This window comes from Ralstonia sp. Ralssp135, from assembly GCF_047304345.1.
In the GTDB taxonomy this organism is placed as follows: domain Bacteria; phylum Pseudomonadota; class Gammaproteobacteria; order Burkholderiales; family Burkholderiaceae; genus Ralstonia; species Ralstonia chuxiongensis.
Genome location: NZ_JBGLYZ010000005.1, coordinates 33204 through 51495 on the forward strand (window position 1 = coordinate 33204; position 18292 = coordinate 51495).

Consider the following 18292-nt stretch of genomic DNA (forward strand, 5'->3'; position numbering starts at 1 on the left):
GACCTGACCATGTTTCATGCCAACTGCCCGGCGTGTGGCGCGCCGGTGGAATTGAAGTCTGCGGCCGCCGTCATGGCGGTGTGCAGCTTCTGCAAGAGCACGCTGCTGCGCGACGGTGAGACGCTGTCCGACATCGGCAAGATGTCTGCCGTGCTCGAGGACTACGCACGCGTGCAGATCGGCACCACCGGGCGCTACAAGAACAAGGCGTTCACCGTCGTTGGCCGCATCCAGTTGCGCTACGACGCAGGTTTCTGGAACGAGTGGTACGTGCTGTTTGACGACGGCACCGATGGCTGGCTCGCAGAAGCATCCGGCCAAGTCACGATGACGTTCGCGCGCGGCACACCGTCCAATGCGGTGGCATTCGAGGCGCTGCGTCCCGGCCAGCTTTACGACGCCGAGGGCACGCAATTCACGCTGTCCGACGTGCGCGAGGCCGATTGCACAGGCGGTCAGGGCGAATTGCCGTTCCGCGTGGGCGAGGGTTGGCATGCGCGCGTGGCCGACGGCCGCCGCGAAGACGCCTTCATCACGCTGGATTACTCCGACGGCACAGCCCCCACGCTCTACGTGGGTGAGGCCACCACGCTCGACGTGCTCAAGTGCCAGCTTTTGCGCACCGACGCCGAGATCAAGGAAACCGCCGGCCGCGTCCCGCGCAAGCTCACGAATCTCGACTGCCCGCAGTGCGGCACGTCGATTCCGTTCAGCCCCGGCCTGACGGGCCACGTGCTGTGCCCCGGCTGCGGTGCGGCCATCGATGCGGCCACGCCGCGCGGCGACATCATTGCGCGTGCGCGGTCGGTGCCGCAGGTGGCCACCACGCTGGAGCTGGGCGACAAGGCGCTCATCGACGGCCTGCAGTGGCAGGTGATCGGCGTGATGCGCCGTGCGGTGGTCGATGGCGGCGGCGAATGGTTCGAATACCTGCTGTACACGCCCAAGCGCGGGTTCAGCTGGATGGTCGAAACCGACGACGGCTGGTTCCGCGCCAGTGTGCTCGACCGCTGGCCCACCCAGAAGGACGGCCGCACCGCAGTGCTCGACGGCAAGGCGTACGCCCGCGACGAGGACTACACCGCGCGCGTGACCTACGCCGCCGGCGCCTTCAACTGGCGCGTTCAGGCCGGTGACCAGACGCGCGTTATCGAATACACCGCAGGCGAGGAGAGCCTGGCCGCGGAGAGCGACGCGCATGAGCTGACGTGGTCCAAAAGCACGCCGGTGAGCGCCGCTCAGATCAAGGCGTGGTTCGGCAAGGTGGTGGCGGAGCCGGCCAAGGCATCGTCGACGAACTACATGACGGTGGCGGTGGTGGCCTGTGTGCTGCTCGGGCTGCTGAACCTCGTACCGTTCTTCATGGCGCCGGGTTCGGTGTTCGGTATCACATTCTTCGCGGCACTGCTGTTGTTGGTGCCGGCGTGGCTGGTTGCCAAGATCGGGGGCGGGGAATGAAGAACTGGTTCGTTCTCTATGCCGTGGCGGTGGTGATTGGCGCCACCTATATGGACTGGAAGGCCGGCTTTACCGCGCCGCGCACGCCGTCGTACGGCAGCAGCACGGGCGGCTCGTCTTACTGGGGTGGCTCATCGGGCGGCAGCGGTTATGGCGGCGGTTTCAGTGGGGGCCACAAGTGACGCGCATCGACGCAGCGCTTTCAGTGGATGAAGCATCCTCCGCCGTGGGCGAGCATCTTCTGCTCGATCTGTACGGCGTGGCGCCTGCGCTGCTGCGCGATGCCGCTGCACTGGAAACCGCGCTGCGCGATGCTGCCGACGCGCTCGGCGCCACCATCCTGCATGCACATCTGCATCGTTTCGATTCCGTGCGCACGGGGTTGTCCGCTGGCGAGCAGGGCGGCGTGACCGGCGTATTGCTACTTGCTGAATCGCATCTTTCCATTCACACCTGGCCCGAGCATGGGTTTGCCGCCATCGATGCGTTCATGTGCGGCACCGGCACGACGCATGCCGCGCGCGCGGTGTTCGAGCGTGCGTTGGCACCGCAACGTGTTGACGTGCGCGTCGCCCGCCGCGGCGGCGAGCCTGCACAAAACTGATCTACACCGGCTGACCGTCGAATATCACGCGATTGCGCCCCAGCCGTTTGGCAGCCAGCAGCGCGGCATCGGCGCGCATGATGAGGTCGGTGGGCGTGCACAGGTTGCGCCCCGGCCCGCAGCTCGCCACGCCCAGGCTGATCGTGCACCGGATGTTGGCCTCGGGCGTGCCAATCTCCAAGGACTCCACAGCGCTGCGTAAGCGCTCCGCAATGCTGGTGGCCTGGGGGTTGTTCGTGTCGGGCAGCACCACCAGGAATTCTTCGCCGCCGTAGCGGCCCACCGCGTCGATGGGGCGCGAATTCACCCGCAGCGCACGTGCGATCTCAACCAATACCGTATCGCCCACGGGGTGGCCGTAGGTATCGTTCACGCGCTTGAAGTGGTCAACGTCAACCACCAGCAGTGAAAGGGGCTGCCCATGCAGCATCGCGTGGCCGCATTCGCGCGTGAGCAGTTCCATCGCAGCGCGCCGGTTCCAGATGCTCAGCATCGGATCGGTCAGGCTCTCGTGGCGCGCGACCTGCAGCTCGGTCAGGATGGAGCGCTGCGTTTCGCTCAGTTCGCGCTCGCGAAAACCCGATTCCACCCAACTGGCCAGGTCGTCGAGCAACTCTCGCTCCGCGCGGTCGAATGCACGCGGCTTCTGGTCGATCACGCAGAGCGTGCCGACGGCATAGCCCACGAGGTTCCTAACGGGCCGCCCGGCATAGAAGCGGATGTGGGGCGCGCCGGTAACGAGCGGGTTATCGGCAAAGCGCGGGTCGGCCATGGTGTCGGGAATGACCAGCATCTGGTCTTCGGCCACGGCATGTCCGCAGAACGAGATGTCGCGCGAGGTCTCGCGCACGTTCAGCCCGATGCACGATTTGAACCATTGGCGCTGGGCGTCGATGAGCGACACAAGCACGATGGGGGCTTCGAACACGCGCTTGGTGGTGCGGGTCACGCGGTCGAACAGTTCCTCATCCGGCGTGGACAGCAACAGCATGTCCTGAAGGGAGGCCAGACGTTCTGCTTCGTTATCCGGAATCGGGGCGGGTTTCATGCGCAAGGGGCGCCGGTCCGGCCGGCGCGCTTGAAACGGGCAATGGAAGAGGAATAGCCCACGCGTAGCAAGCCGCGGGCCCGTGGCACATCACGTTAGCGGCCGACCATGTTCTCTGGCCGCACCCACGCATCAAACTGCTCGGGCGTGACATAGCCCAGCGCCAGCGCGGCTTCGCGCAGGCTCGAGCCTTCCTTGTGCGCCTTCTTGGCGATCTGCGCCGACTTGTCGTAACCGATATGCGGGTTGAGCGCCGTCACCAGCATCAGGGATCGCTGCACCAACTCGTCGATACGGTCACGGTTCGGCTCGATCCCCACGGCGCAATGGTCGTTAAAGCTGCGCATGCCGTCGGCCAGCAGGCGCACGCTGTGCAGGAAGTTGTAGGCGATCATCGGGCGGAACACGTTCAGCTCGAAGTTGCCCGACGCACCGCCGATGTTCACTGCAACGTCGTTGCCGAAGACCTGCGCGCACAGCATCGTTACGGCTTCGCTCTGCGTGGGGTTGACCTTGCCCGGCATGATGGACGAGCCCGGCTCGTTCTCGGGAATGGAGATTTCGCCCAGACCGCTACGCGGGCCGCTCGCCAGCCAGCGGATGTCGTTGGCAATCTTGGTGAGGCTGGCTGCCAGTGTTTTTAGCGCGCCGTGCGCATGCACGAGGCCATCCGCTGATGCCATGGTCTCGAACTTGTTCGGCGAGGTGATGAAGGGCAGGCCGGTCAGTTGCGCCAATTCTGCGGCCACCTGTTCGGCGTAGCCGCTGGGGGCGTTCAAACCTGTGCCGACGGCCGTGCCGCCCAGCGCCAGTTCGCACAGGTGTGGCAGGGCGGCGTTCAGGTGCGTCTCGTTGTGCTGCAACTGCGCAACGTAGCCGGAGAACTCCTGGCCCAGCGTGAGCGGCGTCGCGTCCTGCAGATGCGTGCGGCCGATCTTGATGATGTCGTTGAAGTCCTCGGCTTTCTTGGCGAGCGTCTCGCGCAGCGTGCGCAGCGAGGGCAGCAAGTGCCGCGTGATGGCCGTTACAGCCGCCACGTGCATCGCCGTGGGGAACACATCGTTGGACGACTGGCTGCGGTTCACGTCATCGTTCGGATGCACGAGGCGCGCTTCGCCACGCTCGCCGCCGAGCAGTTCGCTGGCGCGGTTGGCGAGCACCTCGTTCATGTTCATGTTGGTCTGCGTGCCCGAGCCCGTTTGCCAGACCACCAGCGGAAATTCATTCGGGTGCTTGCCTGCGATGACTTCATCGGCGGCACCCACAATGGCGTTGGTTTTTTCGGCGGACAGCAGCCCGAGCCGCTGGTTGACGACGGCGCTGGCACGTTTGATGCGGGCGAGCGCGTCGATCAGCTCGCGCGGCATGCGGTCGCCGGCAATGTCGAAGTTCTGCAGCGAGCGTTGCGTTTGTGCGCCCCACAGGTGGTCGGCAGGGACTTCAATGGGGCCAAAAGTGTCGCGTTCGGTACGGGTGGTCATAGCAGAAGGAAAGGCGCGAGGTGACTGGGATGAACGCTCCAGTATAGGCAGAGCCCAGTGCCCTTGTTGGCGGTAGGGCGGATACGTCAGCCAAGCCGGGTACAGCGTTTGCGGGCTCACGCCAGGCGCGCCACAATGACGGCTGCCTCGCACACCGTGCCGCTCCTGCCCCCCGCCCCATGCCCACCACGCCCTCCGCTTCCGTCGACAAATCCCTGAAACCGCTGCTCTGGCTGGTGGCCATGGGTCTGTTCATGCAGACGCTCGATTCCACCATCGTCAACACCGCGTTGCCGGCGATGGCGCGCAGCCTGTCGGAAAGCCCGCTGAAGATGCAGTCGGTCATCATCGCCTACACGTTGACGACCGCCATGCTGATGCCCGCGTCAGGCTGGCTGGCCGATCGCTTCGGCACGCGAAAGATGTTCTTCGCCGCCATCTTCCTGTTCACCATCGGTTCTTTGTTCTGTGCAGAATCCCGCAGTCTGGACATGTTGATTGCCTCGCGTGTGGTGCAAGGTGTGGGCGGCGCGCTGCTGATGCCCGTGGGGCGGCTCACGGTGCTGCGCGTGGTGCCACGGGAGCAGTTTCTGCCCGCCATGAGTTTCGTCACGATTCCGGGGCTGATCGGCCCGCTGATCGGTCCGACGCTGGGGGGCTGGCTGGTGGAAGCCGTGTCGTGGCACTGGATCTTCCTCATCAACATTCCCGTGGGTGTGATCGGCGCCCTGGTCACGCTCAAGGTGATGCCCGATGTGCACGCTGAAGATGACAACGGTTTCGACTGGTCCGGCTACCTGATGCTGGCCTTCGGCATGGCAGCGGTGTCGTTCTCGCTCGACGGGCTCTCGGAACTGGGCTTCCAGCACGCGACGGTGCTGGTGCTGCTGGTCTTCGGTTTGGCCGCGCTCACTGCGTACTGGCTGCACGCGGGGCGCGTGGCCGGGCCGCTGTTTCCGCGCACGCTGTTCGGCATTCCGAGCTTTTCCATTGGTGTGCTGGGCAACCTGTTTGCGCGCATCGGTAGCGGCGGGATGCCGTTCCTTATTCCTCTGCTGCTGCAGGTGAGCCTCGGGTACACACCGCTGCAGGCCGGGCTGATGATGGTGCCGGTGGCCGCTGCCGGCATGGCCGCCAAGCCGTTGGGCACCTGGGCCATCAAACGCTACGGCTATCGCCGCATGCTCTCTGTCAACACGGTCATGGTCGGCCTGATGATGGCCAGCTTTGCCGTGATGACGCCCAACGTACCGGTGTGGCTGCGCATCGTGCAATTGGCGGTTTTTGGCACCTTCAACTCGATGCAGTTCACGGCCATGAACACGCTCACGCTCAAAGACCTGAGCGGCCCGCTGGCCAGTGCGGGCAACAGCATGCTCTCGATGGTGATGATGCTGTCGATGAGTCTGGGCGTGGCCGCAGCGGGCGCGTTGCTCACGGGCTTTACCGATTTCACCGCTGGGCCGGAAGGGCGCGACACGCTGGCTGCATTCCACAAGACGTTCGTCTGCGTGGGCGTCATGACCTGTGCAGCCGCGTGGATCTTCGCGCAGCTCTCGCGCTTCGAGTCAACGCACGTCGTCAAGCGGCCCGAGATGGAAGTGCATTGATTGCGCGCTTCGGCTGCCGCGCTGGCTACTTTTTCCAGTAGCCGCGCATCTTCTGGCTCAGGTCTACCCTGGCTGCGGCACGCGCTTCGGCTGCGGGGTCTGCGCCGGGCTCTGGTTCCGGCCATGCACACGTTTCGAACAGCGGCAGCAGCGCCGGCGGAATGAACCGCGTGCGCGACGCGTAGATGTGGCGATCGCCATTGGGTGTTTGCTGCGTGACGTAAAAGCGCTGGGGCACCAGGATGTCCAGGTGCTCGCGCGCACGGGTCATCGCCACGTAGAGCAGCCGGCGTTCTTCTTCCAGCTCTTCATGCGAACCGGCGCCCAGATCGGCCGGCATGCAGCCATCCACGGCGTTCAGCACATACACCGCTTTCCACTCCTGGCCTTTCGATGAATGGATCGTTGAGAGGATCAGATAGTCCTCATCGCGGTACGGGTCGCCCGATTCATCGCTGGTCAGCTCGGGCGGGTCGAGCGTCATCTCGGTCAGAAAGCGCTCGCGCGTGGCGTACGTGGCGGCCATGCGGGCGAGCTGGTCCAGATCGCCCTGGCGTACGGCCGCGTCGTCGTGCAGACGCTCCATGTGCGGCGAGTACCAGGCGCCTACGGCGTCGAGTTCGCCAGCCCATTCCAGACTGTCTTTGGGCGTGCGCAGGGCTTGCATGAGTGCCATCAGCGCAGACCAGTCGCCGGCCAGCCGTGCCGGTGGTTCGTGGGCGAGCAGCGCGGCAATCGGGTCCGCCGCTTCCGCCATGGCGTCGAGCACGCGTGCCGCCGTGGCAGGGCCTGCACCCGGCAGCAGTTGGATCACGCGAAACCCGGCGATGCGGTTGCGCGGGTTCTCGGCCCAGCGCAGCACCGAGAGCACATCCTTCACATGCGCGGCCTCCAGAAACTTGAGGCCGCCGTATTTCACGAACGGGATGTTGCGGCGCGTGAGTTCAATCTCCAGCGGCGCGCTGTGGCTCGAGGTGCGAAATAGCACCGCCTGCGATTTCAGCGTCAGCCCGCCTTCCCGGTGATGCAGCACCTGCTCGGCCACACAACGCGCCTGCTCGGCTTCATCGCGCACCGAAATCAAGCGCGGACGATGCGTCGATGCGCGGTCCGTCCACAGCGTTTTTGCAAAGCGCTCTGTTGCGAAGCGCATCACGCCGTTGGAGGCATCGAGAATTGGCTGGGTCGAACGGTAATTGCGCTCCAGCAGCACCGTGTGCGCCGGCCGCGAAAAGTGGCGCGGAAAGTCGAGGATGTTGCGCACCGTCGCCGCGCGAAATGCGTAGATCGATTGCGCGTCGTCGCCCACCACGGTGACGCCGCGGCCGTCCGGACGCAGCGCGCGCAGGATGGACGATTGCAGCCGGTTCGTGTCCTGGTATTCGTCGACGAGGATGTGGTCGAAGCGTGCGCCAATCTCGGCCGCCAGTTCTGCGTCAGACACCATCGCGTGCCAGTAGAGCAGCAGGTCGTCGTAGTCGAGCACGTGCTGCGCCTGCTTGGCTTCGACATACGCATCGAACAGCGTGCGCAGCTGCGTTTCCCACATCGCACACCACGGAAAGTGGTGCTTGAGCACGGCGTTCAGCGGGCTCTCGGCGTTGATGGCGCGCGAGTAGATTGCGATGCACGTCTGCTTGAGCGGGAAGCGGCGTTCCTTGGTCGACAGGTTCAGCTCATGGCGCACGACGTTGAGCAGATCGGCCGAGTCGCTGCGGTCATGGATGGTGAAATCGGGGGCGAGGCCGACGCGCTCGGCGTATTCACGCAGCAGGCGCGCGCCGATGCCGTGGAAGGTGCCGGCCCAGGGGAGGGTGGTTTTGTACGAAGTGCCAGCCGAATTGAGGGCGTTGTTCGATCGCTCGCCTTGCATGGCACGCGCCAGCAGGTGGCCGGCGCGGTTGGACAGCTCGCTCGCTGCCCGGCGGGAAAACGTCAGCAGCAGGATGCGCTGCGGATCGGCCCCATTGGCCACCAGATGCGCCACGCGCCAGCCCAGCGTGTGCGTCTTGCCGGACCCGGCACCGGCCAGCACGAGGAGCGGGCCGGTTTCCGCCGCATCCGCCCCGGAAATACCGAACTCGACCGCTTGGCGCTGCTGGTCGTTCAGTTGGGCTAGATAACCGGGGCTGGCCGCGGCATTGGCGGTGTCAGGGGTGGAGGAGGCGGTAAGCACGGCAGGGCGTCACAAAAAATAACTGTATGAATATACAGCACTGTGACGCCTGCTTTCGGAAAGTGAAGGCGGTGAAGGGGAGGGCCGATCAAATCCCGTCCCGCAGCGTCTTCGTGAAATCCTGCGGTGTAGCCCGCCGGTTGACGGCCTCCACCAGATCCGCCAGGAACCAGGGCAGCACGAGCTGCGTGCCCGGATCGCTCAGCCCGACGCGTAGTCTGTCAGGAGATGCCGGTTCGGCGGCTTTGGCCGGCTGGATCTGCTGCGGAGGCTGGCTGTGCGCGAGCATCCCTTGCAGGTCCTGATCGGTGAATGTGAAGGTCGACGTGGTCAGGGCCGAAGCGGACATTGCTGCCGACATCAGCGTCGCGGCCACGACAAGGTGTTTGAGGGTGTTGGCAGGCATCGTGGCCTCCAGAACAGAACGGTTGGGTGAGTAGGTGACCGGCGCGCAGCGCGATGGCCGCAGCCATGATCCTCCCTCCGATCCTGGCGGTGGCTTAGGGTTCCGTTTCGCTCAGGAAAACCTAAATATCTGCGCAATTCGATCAGTTGGCCTGCGGTTGCAGGGCGATCACCGCCATGCCCGTCAGCGCAATGGCCGCACCGCCGATGTCCCAGCGCGTGAGCGTCACGCCGTCGACCAGGCGCAGCCACACCAGCGCCACCGCGATATACATGCCGCCGTATGCGGCATAGGTGCGGCCGGCGGCGGTCGGGTGCAATGTCAGCAACCACGCAAACAGCGCCAGTGAGGCGGCCGCCGGCAGTAAGAGCCAGACCGGCTTGCCCTGACGCAGCACGAGCCAGGGCAGATAGCAACCGACGATTTCCGCCACGGCGGTGACGGCAAACAGCAAGGCAATGCGAAGCAGTTCCAAAGTGGGCCCCGAAGCAATCAAAACGCGGACGGCGCAGATTGTGGCATGCGGCGCCGCGCTGCCACGTGGTCTCAGGCGTGCGAGGCGGTGTGCGCCTGCTGCAGCGCATCGACTTCCTCCTGCGTGCCCGCATACGCGCCGGCGCGTGTGGCAGTGAGGGCGGCCGCGGCGGCGGCCTGGCGCAAGTGCGCTTGAACGGGCGCATCGGGCGATTGCAGCAGGCTCGCCAGCCAGCTTCCCATGGCGGCATCGCCGCAGCCGACGGTGTCCGCCACCGGCACGGCAAAGGCCGGTTGTGCGACACGGGCATCGTCTTGCCCCCGGTGCGCTGCTGCCAGCCATTCCATGCCATCGGCCCCGAGCGTGAGCAGGATGTCGGCCTGCGGCGCGAGGGTGCGCAGCGTGCTCAGCGGATCAGCATCCCTGGGGAAAAGCTGGCGCAGATCTTCATCGGACACCTTGATGACAGACGCGATGGCGGCCATGCGCAGCAGCAGCGGCGCGTAGTGCGGTGCGTCCATCGCCGTGCGCCAGTTCGGGTCGAAGGTGATGCGCGTGCCTTGCGCGGCCAGCGTCTCGGCCAGTGTCACCAGGCGGCTGCCCAGCGGCTCGCGCGCTAGGCTGATGCAGCCGAAGTGGGCGATCTCCACGGCGGTTTGCCAGCCGGCGGGCAGGGCGTGTGCATCGAAATGCAGATCGGCGCTGTCATCGCCCACGAAGAAATAGTGCGGCGGCTGGGTGGACGTGACCATTGCCAGCAACGGCGAGCGGTCGACGCGCTGTAGGAAGCGCAGGTCAAGGCCAGCCGCCTGGGAATCTGCGAAGAGCGCATCGCCGAACACGTCGTTGCTGATGGCGCCCGCGTAGCCCGTGGGCACACCCAGACGCGCCGCCACGCGTGCCACATTCCAGCACGCGCCGCCCGGCCGGGCGAGCCACTGGCCGTTGCCCTGGTGCAGAAAATCAGTCAGCGCTTCACCAAAGACGACGAGGCGGGGCAATGACAAGAAGTCGGTCATGCTGGCAATGGCAGGTCAGTCGTTTGAGCGGAAGGTGTAAGCGGCAGCGGCGAAGCACGCCGATACAGCGCACGGAATGTCGATAGCCGTTCAGCAAGCCGCGCGTGGCGTGCGGCATCGGGCCGATACGTGGCTTGCACGGGTGGTTTGGCGCAGACGGCCGCTTCGATGCCGCCATCGGCCATCCAGCCCAGGCGGGCAGCGCCGAGGGCGCCACCGGCTTCGCTGCCGACATGCGTCGTCAGTTCGGTGTTGAGCGTGTCGGCCAGCAACTGCGCCCAGAACGGACTGCGCGAGCCGCCGCCCACAAACGACAGCGATGCAACCTGCGTGCCCGCTGCGCGCAACGCGTCCAGGCCATCCGCCATGCCGAAGGCGACGCCCTCGATCACGGCATAACCGAGCGCGGCACGGTCGCTGGCGTGTGTGAGGTTGTGGAAATGCCCTTGCGCAAACGCGTCGTTGTGCGGTGTGCGCTCACCGCAAAGGTAGGGCAGGAAGAACGGCGCTGACTGGCGTTCAGATTCGGCCAGCGCCGCAATTTCCGGCAGCAGCGTGGCTTCCGGCACGCTCGTCAGCCGGCAGAACCAGCGCAGGCAGCTTGCCGCAGACAGCATCACGCTCATCTGGTGCCAACGCCCCGGCAGCGCATGGCAGAACGCGTGCACGGCTTGGGCAGGGTTCGGGCGAAAACGGTCGTTGACGACAAAGATCACGCCCGACGTGCCCAGCGACAGGAAGCCATCGCCGGGCTGTGTCGCGCCGATGCCCACAGCGCTGGCCGCGCCGTCGCCACCGCCGCCGGCAACGATGACGTCATGCGCCAGGCCCCATGCATTGGCCACCTCGGGCAGCAGCGTGCCGCTGGGCGCGCTGCCTTCCACCAGGCGCGGCATCTGGCGGCGTGACAAGCCCGTCGCGGCGAGCAGTTCGTCGGACCAGGTGCGCCGTGCCACGTCCAGCCAGAGCGTGCCGCCCGCGTCCGATGGGTCGGATGCGCGCTCGCCCGTCAGGCGAAGGCGCAGGTAGTCCTTGGGCAGCAGCACGCAATCGATGGCGTTGAACACATCGGGCTCATGGCGTGCGCTCCACAGCAGCTTCGGCGCGGTAAAACCGGGCATCGCCAGGTTGCCGGCGACGGTGTGCAGGTCGGGCACGCGGCGGGTGAGTTCCAGGCATTCGGCGGTGCTGCGCGTGTCGTTCCAGAGCATGGCAGGGCGCAGCACACGGTCGCGTGCGTCGAGCAGCACCGCACCGTGCATCTGGCCCGACAGGCCGACCGCGCGCGTGGCGGCGAAGGCTTCCGGCGCCGCATTGCGCAGTTTGCTGACGGCTGCACTCGTGGCTTGCCACCAATCTTCCGGCGTCTGCTCGGCCCAGCCCGGATGCAGTCGCGATACGGTGAGCGGCTCGCCCGCCGCTCCGACGATGGCGCCCGCTGCATCGAGCAGCAGCACTTTGACTTCCGAGGTTCCGAGATCGATGCCGAGGTACATGGGGCCGCCGGGTCCGGTTGCTTGAACCGTGGATTGTCGCGCGAATCCGCTGATACGTTGGTTGGCAACTAACCGGCCGTTGCGGCTTGTTCGACTGCCAGCCACGCCCGCACGCGCTCGATGGCGTCGCGAACAAGGCCGGTGAGCGCTTCCGTGCCCGCGAGATTGCCCCACAGTGCGGCGTTCCGGCAGTACACGGCAACCGGGTCGTCTGCGGCGAGCATGGCGTGCGCGGCAACCGGATCGAACTGGCCATCCTGATAGGCATACGGCAGCGTGCCCGCATGCCAGCGCTCCAGAAATACGAAGAACAGTGCCGGCAGCATCGCCGTGGCAAGCGGCACATGCCCGCGCGCAAAGGACTCAGCCAGCGTGGGCGTGATGAACCCGGGAATTTTCGAAAAACCGTCGGCCGCCACGCGCTGGTTGGTGTCGCCGATATGCGGATTGGCGAACCGGTCGAGAACGGTGTCGCGGTAGGCCGCCAGGTCGATGGGGCTGGGCTGATTGGCAGTGAGACACGGGATGACATCGTCGGTCACGTAGTCGCACGCCAGGCGCTGGATGGACGGCACGGCAACGCTTTCGTCAATCGTGTGCAGCCCCAGCAGCGTTCCGGCCCAGGCGATGCAGCTATGGCTGGCATTGAGCACGCGGATCTTTGCTTCCTCGTACGGCAGCACCGAAGGGACGAACTCGACGCCCACGCGTTCGAGCGCGGGCCGCCCGGCACGGAAATCGTCTTCCACCACCCATTGCGCAAAGGTTTCGGCCATCACGGGGCAGCGGTCTTGCCAGCCGGTCTGTGCGGTCACGCGATTGCGCAACGCGTCGGTCGGGCGTGGTGTGATGCGGTCGACCATCGTGTTGGGCGTGCTGGCATGTGCGTCGAGCCATGCAACAAGGCCGCTGTCGTCGGGCCTGCTGCGCAACGAGAGGAACTGGCGCAGGCCGCTGCGAAAGAGTTCTCCGTTGTGGCGCAGGTTGTCGCAGTTGAGCAGCGTGAGGGGCGCGCCGCCACGCTGCAAGCGCAGGTGCAGCAGACGGGCCAGCGCGCCGTATAGCGTGCAGGCACCGCCGCGCAGGTCAGCGGCGATGTCTGGCTGCGTCGCGTCGAGTTGGTGCTGCTGGTCGAGGTAGTAGCCGCCTTCCGTCACGGTAAAGGAGATCACGCGCGTATCGGGCGCCGCCCCGATCTCGCACGGCGCCGCGAGTTCGGCATCCCACGGCACGACGGCATCGATGGATTGGATGCGCGTGTACGCGCGATGCCCGGCGGTGTCGACGGTCTCCAGCGTGTAAGCGCCGTGCTGAGCGGCAAGGTCATGCAGCAGCGGGCCGGCATCGTCGCGGATATTGGCCAGCGCCAAACGCCACGACGTGTCGCCGGTCTCGCGAAGGCGATGCAGATACCACGCCTGGTGCGCGCGATGAAAGGAGCCGGCACCCAGGTGCAGCCAGGTAGAGGAGTGGGGGGAAGGCATGATCGTGTGCAACGTTGGGGTGTGCGCCTCAGGCGGCCAGTTGCGCTTGCAGGCGCGGCAGCGCGCGGCCCTCGGCGTCGAACAGGTGGCAGTGCGTGGCATCCGCGGTCAACGTGATGGCGCTGCCATGCGCGAGCTTGGTAGATTCCGGCACACGCAGCACAAGGCCATCCTGCGCGGCTTCGCAATCGGCATGCAGATAAGCCACGTCGCCCAAGGACTCGATATGCGTGACGGTGCCTTGTAGTGCGCCGCCCGCGTCCAGATGCAGATGCTCCGGGCGGATGCCGAGCGTGACGGCATCCCCCGCACGCAGCTCACCCGGCGATACGGCCACATGCTGTTGGCCGCCCGCGAGCGCCACGGCCACGCCCGACGCGTCGGCACGCGCGACGGCGCCACGCAGGAAGTTCATCTTCGGCGAGCCGATAAAGCCCGCCACGAACTGGCTGGCCGGGTGGTGATACAGCGTGTGCGGAGAGCCCACCTGTTCGATGCGGCCGTCACGCAGCACGACGATCTTGTCGGCCAGCGTCATGGCTTCCACCTGATCGTGCGTGACGTAGATCATGGTGGTCTTCAGTGCGTCGTGCAGGCGGGCGAACTCCAGGCGCATCTTCACGCGCAATGCGGCATCCAGGTTTGAGAGCGGCTCGTCAAACAGGAAGACCTTCGGTTCGCGGGTGATGGCTCGACCGATGGCCACGCGCTGGCGTTGACCGCCGGAGAGTTGGCGCGGCTTGCGGTCGAACAGCGCATCAATGTGCAGGACTTCGGCAGCGCGGCGTACGGCAGCGTCGATGGCCTCGCGCTTCATGCCCGACAGCTTTAGGCCGAAGGCCATGTTGTCGTACACGCTCATGTGCGGATACAGCGCGTATGACTGGAACACCATCGCAATGCCACGCTTGGCGGGTACCACATCGTTCACGCGCGTATCGCCGATCAGCAGGTCGCCGCCGTCGATGTCTTCCAGGCCTGCAATCGTGCGCAGCAATGTCGATTTTCCACAGCCCGAAGGCCCGACGAAGACGACGAATTCGCCATCGGCAATATCAAGGTTGATGTCGTGCAAGACGGTGTTCTGCTCGTAGCGCTTCTGCAGATTGCGCAGGGTCAGGCTGGCCATGGCGAGGTCTCCTTGGGCGTGTTCTGTGTGCGGATCAGGCGGGCGTGGCGAGCGTCGAAGAAAGCGCGTCGGCCAGTGCCCGCATGTCGGTAAAGACGTGCCGCGCGCCGGCAGCCAGCAGGCGCTGCGTGGCGACAGCCGGCACATGCGCGACGCCGGCAAAGCCGAATACGGTCAGGCCGGCGGCCCGGGCGGCACGCACGCCGGTGTCGCTGTCTTCAATGACTAGGCATTGTGCGGGGCTGGCGCCCAGGCCCGCACACGCGGCGAGATACACGTCAGGCGCCGGTTTGGGCCGCGGTGTTTCGTAGGCGCTATAGATATGCTCGCCAAACAGCTCGCGCAGTCCGGCGCGGCGCAGGCTCGCTTCAATGCGCGGGCGGCTGCTGTTGCTGGCGACGGCCTTGGGCTGCGGCAGCGTGGCGAGCAGGTTGGCAATGCCGGGCACCGGCTGCGATTGCGTGGCGCAGTCGTGTTCGACATCAGCCACCACGGTGGCCAGTTGCGCGTCGGACAGGTGAAAGCCGATGCTGCTCTGCAACTCGCTCAGCAGTGCCATCGTGTTCATGCCCAGGCGCGGTTCGAGCATGTCTTCCAGCGCGGCGGATGAAAGGTGCGGTATGTGCGGACCCAGCGTGCGGATCAGCGCGCGCAACGCCACCGACTCGCTGTCGATCAGCACGCCGTCGCAATCGCAGATCAGGTAGGCGGGGGCGCGCTCGTTGGCGTATTCGTTGGCGTGTGGCGTCATTTCACGGCCCCGAATGTCAGGCCGCGCACAAGTTGTCGTTGTGCCAGCCAACCCAGCACGAGGATCGGCGCAATCGCCAGTACCGAGGCCGCCGACAGCTTCGCCCAGAACAGCCCCTCCGGGTTGGCGTACGACGCAATGAACACGGTGAGCGGTGCGGCATCGATGCTGGTCAGGTTCAGGCTCCAGAACGCTTCGTTCCACGACAGGATCAGCAGGAGCAGCGCCGTGGAGGCCAGCCCCGGCAGCATCGTCGGCAGCAGCACGTAGACGAGTTCCTGCCAGAGGTTGGCGCCGTCCATGCGCGCGGCCTCCAGAATCTCGCGCGGCACGTCGTTGCAGTAGGTGAAGACCATCCACACGGCAATCGGCAGGTTGGCGAGCGTGTAGACGATGACGAGCGCGGTGATGGAATCCAACAGCCCCGCCGTCTTCGCCAGCAGGTACACCGGCAGCAGCACGCCCACGGCCGGCATCATCTTGGTCGACAACATCCACAGCAGGACCTGCTGGGTGCGCTTGTTCGGGAAGAACGCCATCGCATAGCCCGCCGGAATGGCAATCGCCAGGGCCAGCAGCGTAGAGATGATCGACACCGCCAGCGAGTTGCCGAGGAAGCTCGGGTAGTGCGCGCGCTCCAGCACCTCGCGGAAGCTGTCGAGCGTCGGCGTGAACAACAGCGTGGGGGTGTAGGCGTCCTGTTCGGTCTTGAAGGCAGTGAGCGCTGCCCACGCGATCGGGAAGAACAGCACCAGGGCAATCGCCCACGCCAGCACGCCGGCAAGCCGTGTGCGCCAGGTTGAGGTGAGGGCGCTCATTGCTCGTGCACTCCCTTCAGGTTGCGGGCCAGCATGCGCACGAGGAAGAACGCCACCACGTTTGCCAGTACGACGGCCACGATGCCGCCGGCCGACGCAATACCGATGTCGAACTGCTGCAGGCCGAGGCTGTAGACGAAGTAGGCGAGGTTGGTCGTGGCCGTGCCGGGGCCGCCGGCGGTGGTGGTGTGGATCTCGGCAAAGATCGAGAGCAGGAAGATGGTCTCGATCATCACCACCACGGCAATCGCACGCTTCAGGTGCGGCAGCACGATGTGCCAGAAGATGCGCACGGGGCTCGCGCCGTCGAGCTGCGCGGCTTCCTTCTGCTCAGGGTCGAGCGATTGCAGCGCCGTCAACAGGATCAGGAAGGCAAACGGCGTCCACTGCCACGCAACGATGATGATCACGGAGAGCATCGGCTGCGTCGCGAGCCAATCCACCGGCTCGACACCGAACAGGCGCGCCACCCACGCGGCCAGACCGTAAACGGGGTGCAGCATCATGTTTTTCCAGATGAGCGCGGCCACCGTCGGCATGACAAAGAACGGGCTGATCACGAGAATGCGCGCCACACCGCGCCCCGCAAACGGCTGGTCGAACAGCACGGCCAGCAACGTGCCCGCCACGACGCTGATCACGAGCACCGAGCCGATCAACACCAACGTGTTGCCGATGGCCGGCCAGAAGGCGGGGTCTTCGATCAGGAAGCGGTAGTTGTCGAGCCCCGCCAGGCCGGTCTGGTCAGGGTTGAGCAGGTTGTAGCGGCTGACGGAGAAATACAGCGTCATCGCCAGCGGCACCGTCATCCACAGCAGCAGAACCAGCACCGATGGCGACACCAGCAGCGTGGGCAGCCAGCGCCGCGCGCGCTGTGGCTGGGCCGGTGACGGCGTACCACCCATGCCGTTCACCCGAGACTCCAATACATGTTCCATGACACCTCCTGGCGCAGCAGCGGCTGCATCACTTCAGATAGCCGCCTTGGCGCATCGCCCGCAGTGCCTGCGATTGCGAGACACGGAGTGCATCGTCCACGGTCGTCTTGCCCGTGAGCGCACCGGCAATCGCCTGGCCAACCACCGTGCCCAGCGACTGGAACTCCGGAATCGTCACGAACTGCACGCCGGTGTACGGCACCTTCTGCGCGGACGGATCGTTCGGGTTGGCGGTCTCGATGGCGTGCCGCACGAAGCTCGAGAAAGGCGCAGCCTTCTGGTAGGCCGGGTCGTCATACGTCGATGCGCGCGTGCCCGGCGGCACCTCGCCCCAGCCCTGCGCCTTGGCCACGGCGCGGATGTAGTCCTTCGATGTCGCCCATGCCGCAAACGTCTTGGCGGCCTCCGGCGATTTTGACGATTTCGGCACCGCAAGCGCCCAGATCCACAGCCAATGCGAGCCCTTCGGTGTGCTGGCGATGGGCGCATTCGCAAAGCCCACCTTGTCGGCCACCTTGGAATCCTTCGCGCTGCTGACCATGCCGGCGGCGACAGTCGCGTCGATCCACATGCCGCACTTGCCGCCCGAGAACAGCACAAGGTTCTCGTTGAATCCGTTGCTGCTTGCACCGGGCGGGCCGTATTTCTTCAACAGGTCGACATACGTGTTGACCGCCTGTTTCCACTGCGGCGTGTCGATGGTTGGCTGCCATTTCTCGTCGAACCAGCGGCCTCCGAACGTGTTGACCATGGTGGACACCAGCGCCATGTTTTCGCCCCAGCCGGCCCGGCCGCGCAGGCAGATGCCGTACACACCCTTGGCGGGGTCGTGCAGCTTGGCGGCGAACTTGGCAATGTCGTCATACGTGGGCTGCTCGGGCATCTTCAGGCCCGCCGCACTGAACAGATCGCGCCGGTAATACGTCATCGAGCTTTCGGCATAGAACGGCACGGCGAAGAGCTTGCCGCCCTGCGAGAGGCCATCGCGCACCGTCGGCAGCAGGTCGGCCGTGTCGTAGCTGGCGGGCATGTCCAGCGGGGCGAGCCAGCCTTTCTTGGCCCACAGCGGCGCTTCGTAGCCACCGATCGTCATCAGGTCGAACTGGCCGCTGCCGGTGGCGATGTCGGTGGTCACGCGCTGGCGCAGCACACCTTCTTCCAGCGTGACCCAGCGCAGTTTGATGTCGGGATGCGCCTGCTCGAACTGGCTCGACAGTTTCTGCAGCACGATCATGTCGGGGTTGTTGATCGTGGCAATCGTGAGCGTGGTGGGTGCGGCATGCGCAGTGAGAGCGCAGAGAGCGGGGAAGGCAGCGAGGGCGGTCAGCTTGAGTAGTTGGGATGGGCGGGCCATCCCGCGCAGAAGCGTGCGGAACATGCAGTCGTCTCCTTTCTTGGA

General features: G+C 65.7%; 17 protein-coding genes. 4 read left to right on the top strand and 13 right to left on the bottom strand.

Going from position 1 to position 18292, the window contains the following annotated elements:
- Positions 1 to 9: 9 nt before the first annotated feature.
- From ACCD03_RS05920 to speD, 3 genes are read left to right on the top strand one after another with little or no spacing between them, the layout of a single operon-like run.
- Positions 10 to 1458, top strand: coding sequence for a DUF4178 domain-containing protein (locus tag ACCD03_RS05920; RefSeq protein WP_316673508.1), 1449 nt, complete (start codon positions 10 to 12; stop codon positions 1456 to 1458).
- Positions 1455 to 1640 (top strand): hypothetical protein, encoded by a 186-nt coding sequence (locus tag ACCD03_RS05925; protein ID WP_024978507.1) that lies wholly within the window; start codon positions 1455 to 1457, stop codon positions 1638 to 1640. The genes ACCD03_RS05920 and ACCD03_RS05925 overlap by 4 nt, the downstream gene beginning before the upstream one ends.
- Positions 1637 to 2062: an adenosylmethionine decarboxylase gene (gene speD, locus ACCD03_RS05930; RefSeq protein WP_325654828.1), complete on the top strand. Its 426-nt coding sequence runs from the start codon at positions 1637 to 1639 to the stop codon at positions 2060 to 2062. Before ACCD03_RS05925 ends, speD begins: the two co-directional genes overlap by 4 nt.
- Before the next feature lies 1 nt (position 2063).
- Here the strand turns inward: speD and ACCD03_RS05935 are convergent, their stop codons facing one another.
- Together ACCD03_RS05935 and fumC are read right to left on the bottom strand one after the other, a co-directional pair.
- A complete protein-coding gene (locus tag ACCD03_RS05935) occupies positions 2064 to 3110 on the bottom strand; it encodes a diguanylate cyclase (RefSeq protein ID WP_413411075.1) in 1047 nt (348 codons plus the stop codon).
- A gap of 95 nt (positions 3111 to 3205) precedes the next feature.
- Positions 3206 to 4591: a class II fumarate hydratase gene (gene fumC, locus ACCD03_RS05940; protein WP_413411076.1), complete on the bottom strand. Its 1386-nt coding sequence runs from the start codon at positions 4589 to 4591 to the stop codon at positions 3206 to 3208.
- Positions 4592 to 4770: 179 nt separating this feature from the next.
- Between fumC and mdtD the strand changes: the two genes are divergently transcribed.
- The gene (mdtD, locus tag ACCD03_RS05945) at positions 4771 to 6201 is read left to right on the top strand and encodes a multidrug transporter subunit MdtD (protein ID WP_045201801.1); all 1431 of its coding nucleotides are present in this window, start codon (positions 4771 to 4773) and stop codon (positions 6199 to 6201) included.
- Between the two features lie 25 nt (positions 6202 to 6226).
- Here the strand turns inward: mdtD and ACCD03_RS05950 are convergent, their stop codons facing one another.
- The 11 genes from ACCD03_RS05950 to ACCD03_RS06000 all read right to left on the bottom strand — a co-directional run bounded on the left by ACCD03_RS05950 (position 6227) and on the right by ACCD03_RS06000 (position 18247).
- On the bottom strand, positions 6227 to 8377 hold the full coding sequence (locus tag ACCD03_RS05950; RefSeq protein ID WP_325654836.1) for an ATP-dependent helicase: 2151 nt from the start codon (positions 8375 to 8377) through the stop codon (positions 6227 to 6229).
- An 88-nt stretch (positions 8378 to 8465) separates the two neighbouring features.
- A complete protein-coding gene (locus ACCD03_RS05955; protein ID WP_413411077.1) occupies positions 8466 to 8783 on the bottom strand; it encodes a hypothetical protein in 318 nt (105 codons plus the stop codon).
- A gap of 142 nt (positions 8784 to 8925) precedes the next feature.
- Complete coding sequence (locus tag ACCD03_RS05960; protein ID WP_045201796.1) at positions 8926 to 9258, bottom strand: YnfA family protein; 333 nt, start codon at positions 9256 to 9258, stop codon at positions 8926 to 8928.
- A 71-nt stretch (positions 9259 to 9329) separates the two neighbouring features.
- Positions 9330 to 10277, bottom strand: coding sequence for a carbohydrate kinase family protein (locus ACCD03_RS05965; RefSeq protein WP_413411078.1), 948 nt, complete (start codon positions 10275 to 10277; stop codon positions 9330 to 9332).
- The gene (xylB, locus tag ACCD03_RS05970; RefSeq protein WP_413411080.1) at positions 10274 to 11773 is read right to left on the bottom strand and encodes a xylulokinase; all 1500 of its coding nucleotides are present in this window, start codon (positions 11771 to 11773) and stop codon (positions 10274 to 10276) included. The genes ACCD03_RS05965 and xylB overlap by 4 nt, the downstream gene beginning before the upstream one ends.
- 68 nt (positions 11774 to 11841) lie before the next feature.
- A complete protein-coding gene (dalD, locus tag ACCD03_RS05975) occupies positions 11842 to 13257 on the bottom strand; it encodes a D-arabinitol 4-dehydrogenase (RefSeq protein ID WP_413411081.1) in 1416 nt (471 codons plus the stop codon).
- 28 nt (positions 13258 to 13285) lie between these two features.
- Positions 13286 to 14386 (bottom strand): ABC transporter ATP-binding protein, encoded by a 1101-nt coding sequence (locus ACCD03_RS05980; protein ID WP_413411082.1) that lies wholly within the window; start codon positions 14384 to 14386, stop codon positions 13286 to 13288.
- A gap of 34 nt (positions 14387 to 14420) precedes the next feature.
- On the bottom strand, positions 14421 to 15137 hold the full coding sequence (locus ACCD03_RS05985; protein WP_045201788.1) for an HAD family hydrolase: 717 nt from the start codon (positions 15135 to 15137) through the stop codon (positions 14421 to 14423).
- The gene (locus ACCD03_RS05990; protein WP_413411083.1) at positions 15134 to 15955 is read right to left on the bottom strand and encodes a carbohydrate ABC transporter permease; all 822 of its coding nucleotides are present in this window, start codon (positions 15953 to 15955) and stop codon (positions 15134 to 15136) included. Before ACCD03_RS05990 ends, ACCD03_RS05985 begins: the two co-directional genes overlap by 4 nt.
- Positions 15952 to 16860, bottom strand: a complete 909-nt coding sequence (locus ACCD03_RS05995) for a carbohydrate ABC transporter permease (protein ID WP_413411166.1) — start codon at positions 16858 to 16860, stop codon at positions 15952 to 15954. Before ACCD03_RS05995 ends, ACCD03_RS05990 begins: the two co-directional genes overlap by 4 nt.
- 61 nt (positions 16861 to 16921) lie before the next feature.
- Positions 16922 to 18247: an ABC transporter substrate-binding protein gene (locus ACCD03_RS06000; RefSeq protein WP_413411167.1), complete on the bottom strand. Its 1326-nt coding sequence runs from the start codon at positions 18245 to 18247 to the stop codon at positions 16922 to 16924.
- Positions 18248 to 18292: the final 45 nt, after the last annotated feature.

What these genes read in the sequence shown, in the direction of transcription:
- ACCD03_RS05955 (WP_413411077.1), bottom strand. Translation starts at nt 8,783, where the DNA reads ATGCCTGCCAACACCCTCAAACACCTTGTCGTGGCCGCGACGCTGATG.
- mdtD (WP_045201801.1), top strand. Translation starts at nt 4,771, where the DNA reads ATGCCCACCACGCCCTCCGCTTCCGTCGACAAATCCCTGAAACCGCTG.
- ACCD03_RS05990 (WP_413411083.1), bottom strand. Translation starts at nt 15,955, where the DNA reads ATGAGCGCCCTCACCTCAACCTGGCGCACACGGCTTGCCGGCGTGCTG.
- dalD (WP_413411081.1), bottom strand. Translation starts at nt 13,257, where the DNA reads ATGCCTTCCCCCCACTCCTCTACCTGGCTGCACCTGGGTGCCGGCTCC.
- ACCD03_RS05935 (WP_413411075.1), bottom strand. Translation starts at nt 3,110, where the DNA reads ATGAAACCCGCCCCGATTCCGGATAACGAAGCAGAACGTCTGGCCTCC.
- xylB (WP_413411080.1), bottom strand. Translation starts at nt 11,773, where the DNA reads ATGTACCTCGGCATCGATCTCGGAACCTCGGAAGTCAAAGTGCTGCTG.
- ACCD03_RS05965 (WP_413411078.1), bottom strand. Translation starts at nt 10,277, where the DNA reads ATGACCGACTTCTTGTCATTGCCCCGCCTCGTCGTCTTTGGTGAAGCG.
- ACCD03_RS05920 (WP_316673508.1), top strand. Translation starts at nt 10, where the DNA reads ATGTTTCATGCCAACTGCCCGGCGTGTGGCGCGCCGGTGGAATTGAAG.
- ACCD03_RS06000 (WP_413411167.1), bottom strand. Translation starts at nt 18,247, where the DNA reads ATGGCCCGCCCATCCCAACTACTCAAGCTGACCGCCCTCGCTGCCTTC.
- ACCD03_RS05980 (WP_413411082.1), bottom strand. Translation starts at nt 14,386, where the DNA reads ATGGCCAGCCTGACCCTGCGCAATCTGCAGAAGCGCTACGAGCAGAAC.
- ACCD03_RS05985 (WP_045201788.1), bottom strand. Translation starts at nt 15,137, where the DNA reads ATGACGCCACACGCCAACGAATACGCCAACGAGCGCGCCCCCGCCTAC.
- ACCD03_RS05995 (WP_413411166.1), bottom strand. Translation starts at nt 16,860, where the DNA reads ATGGGTGGTACGCCGTCACCGGCCCAGCCACAGCGCGCGCGGCGCTGG.
- fumC (WP_413411076.1), bottom strand. Translation starts at nt 4,591, where the DNA reads ATGACCACCCGTACCGAACGCGACACTTTTGGCCCCATTGAAGTCCCT.
- ACCD03_RS05925 (WP_024978507.1), top strand. Translation starts at nt 1,455, where the DNA reads ATGAAGAACTGGTTCGTTCTCTATGCCGTGGCGGTGGTGATTGGCGCC.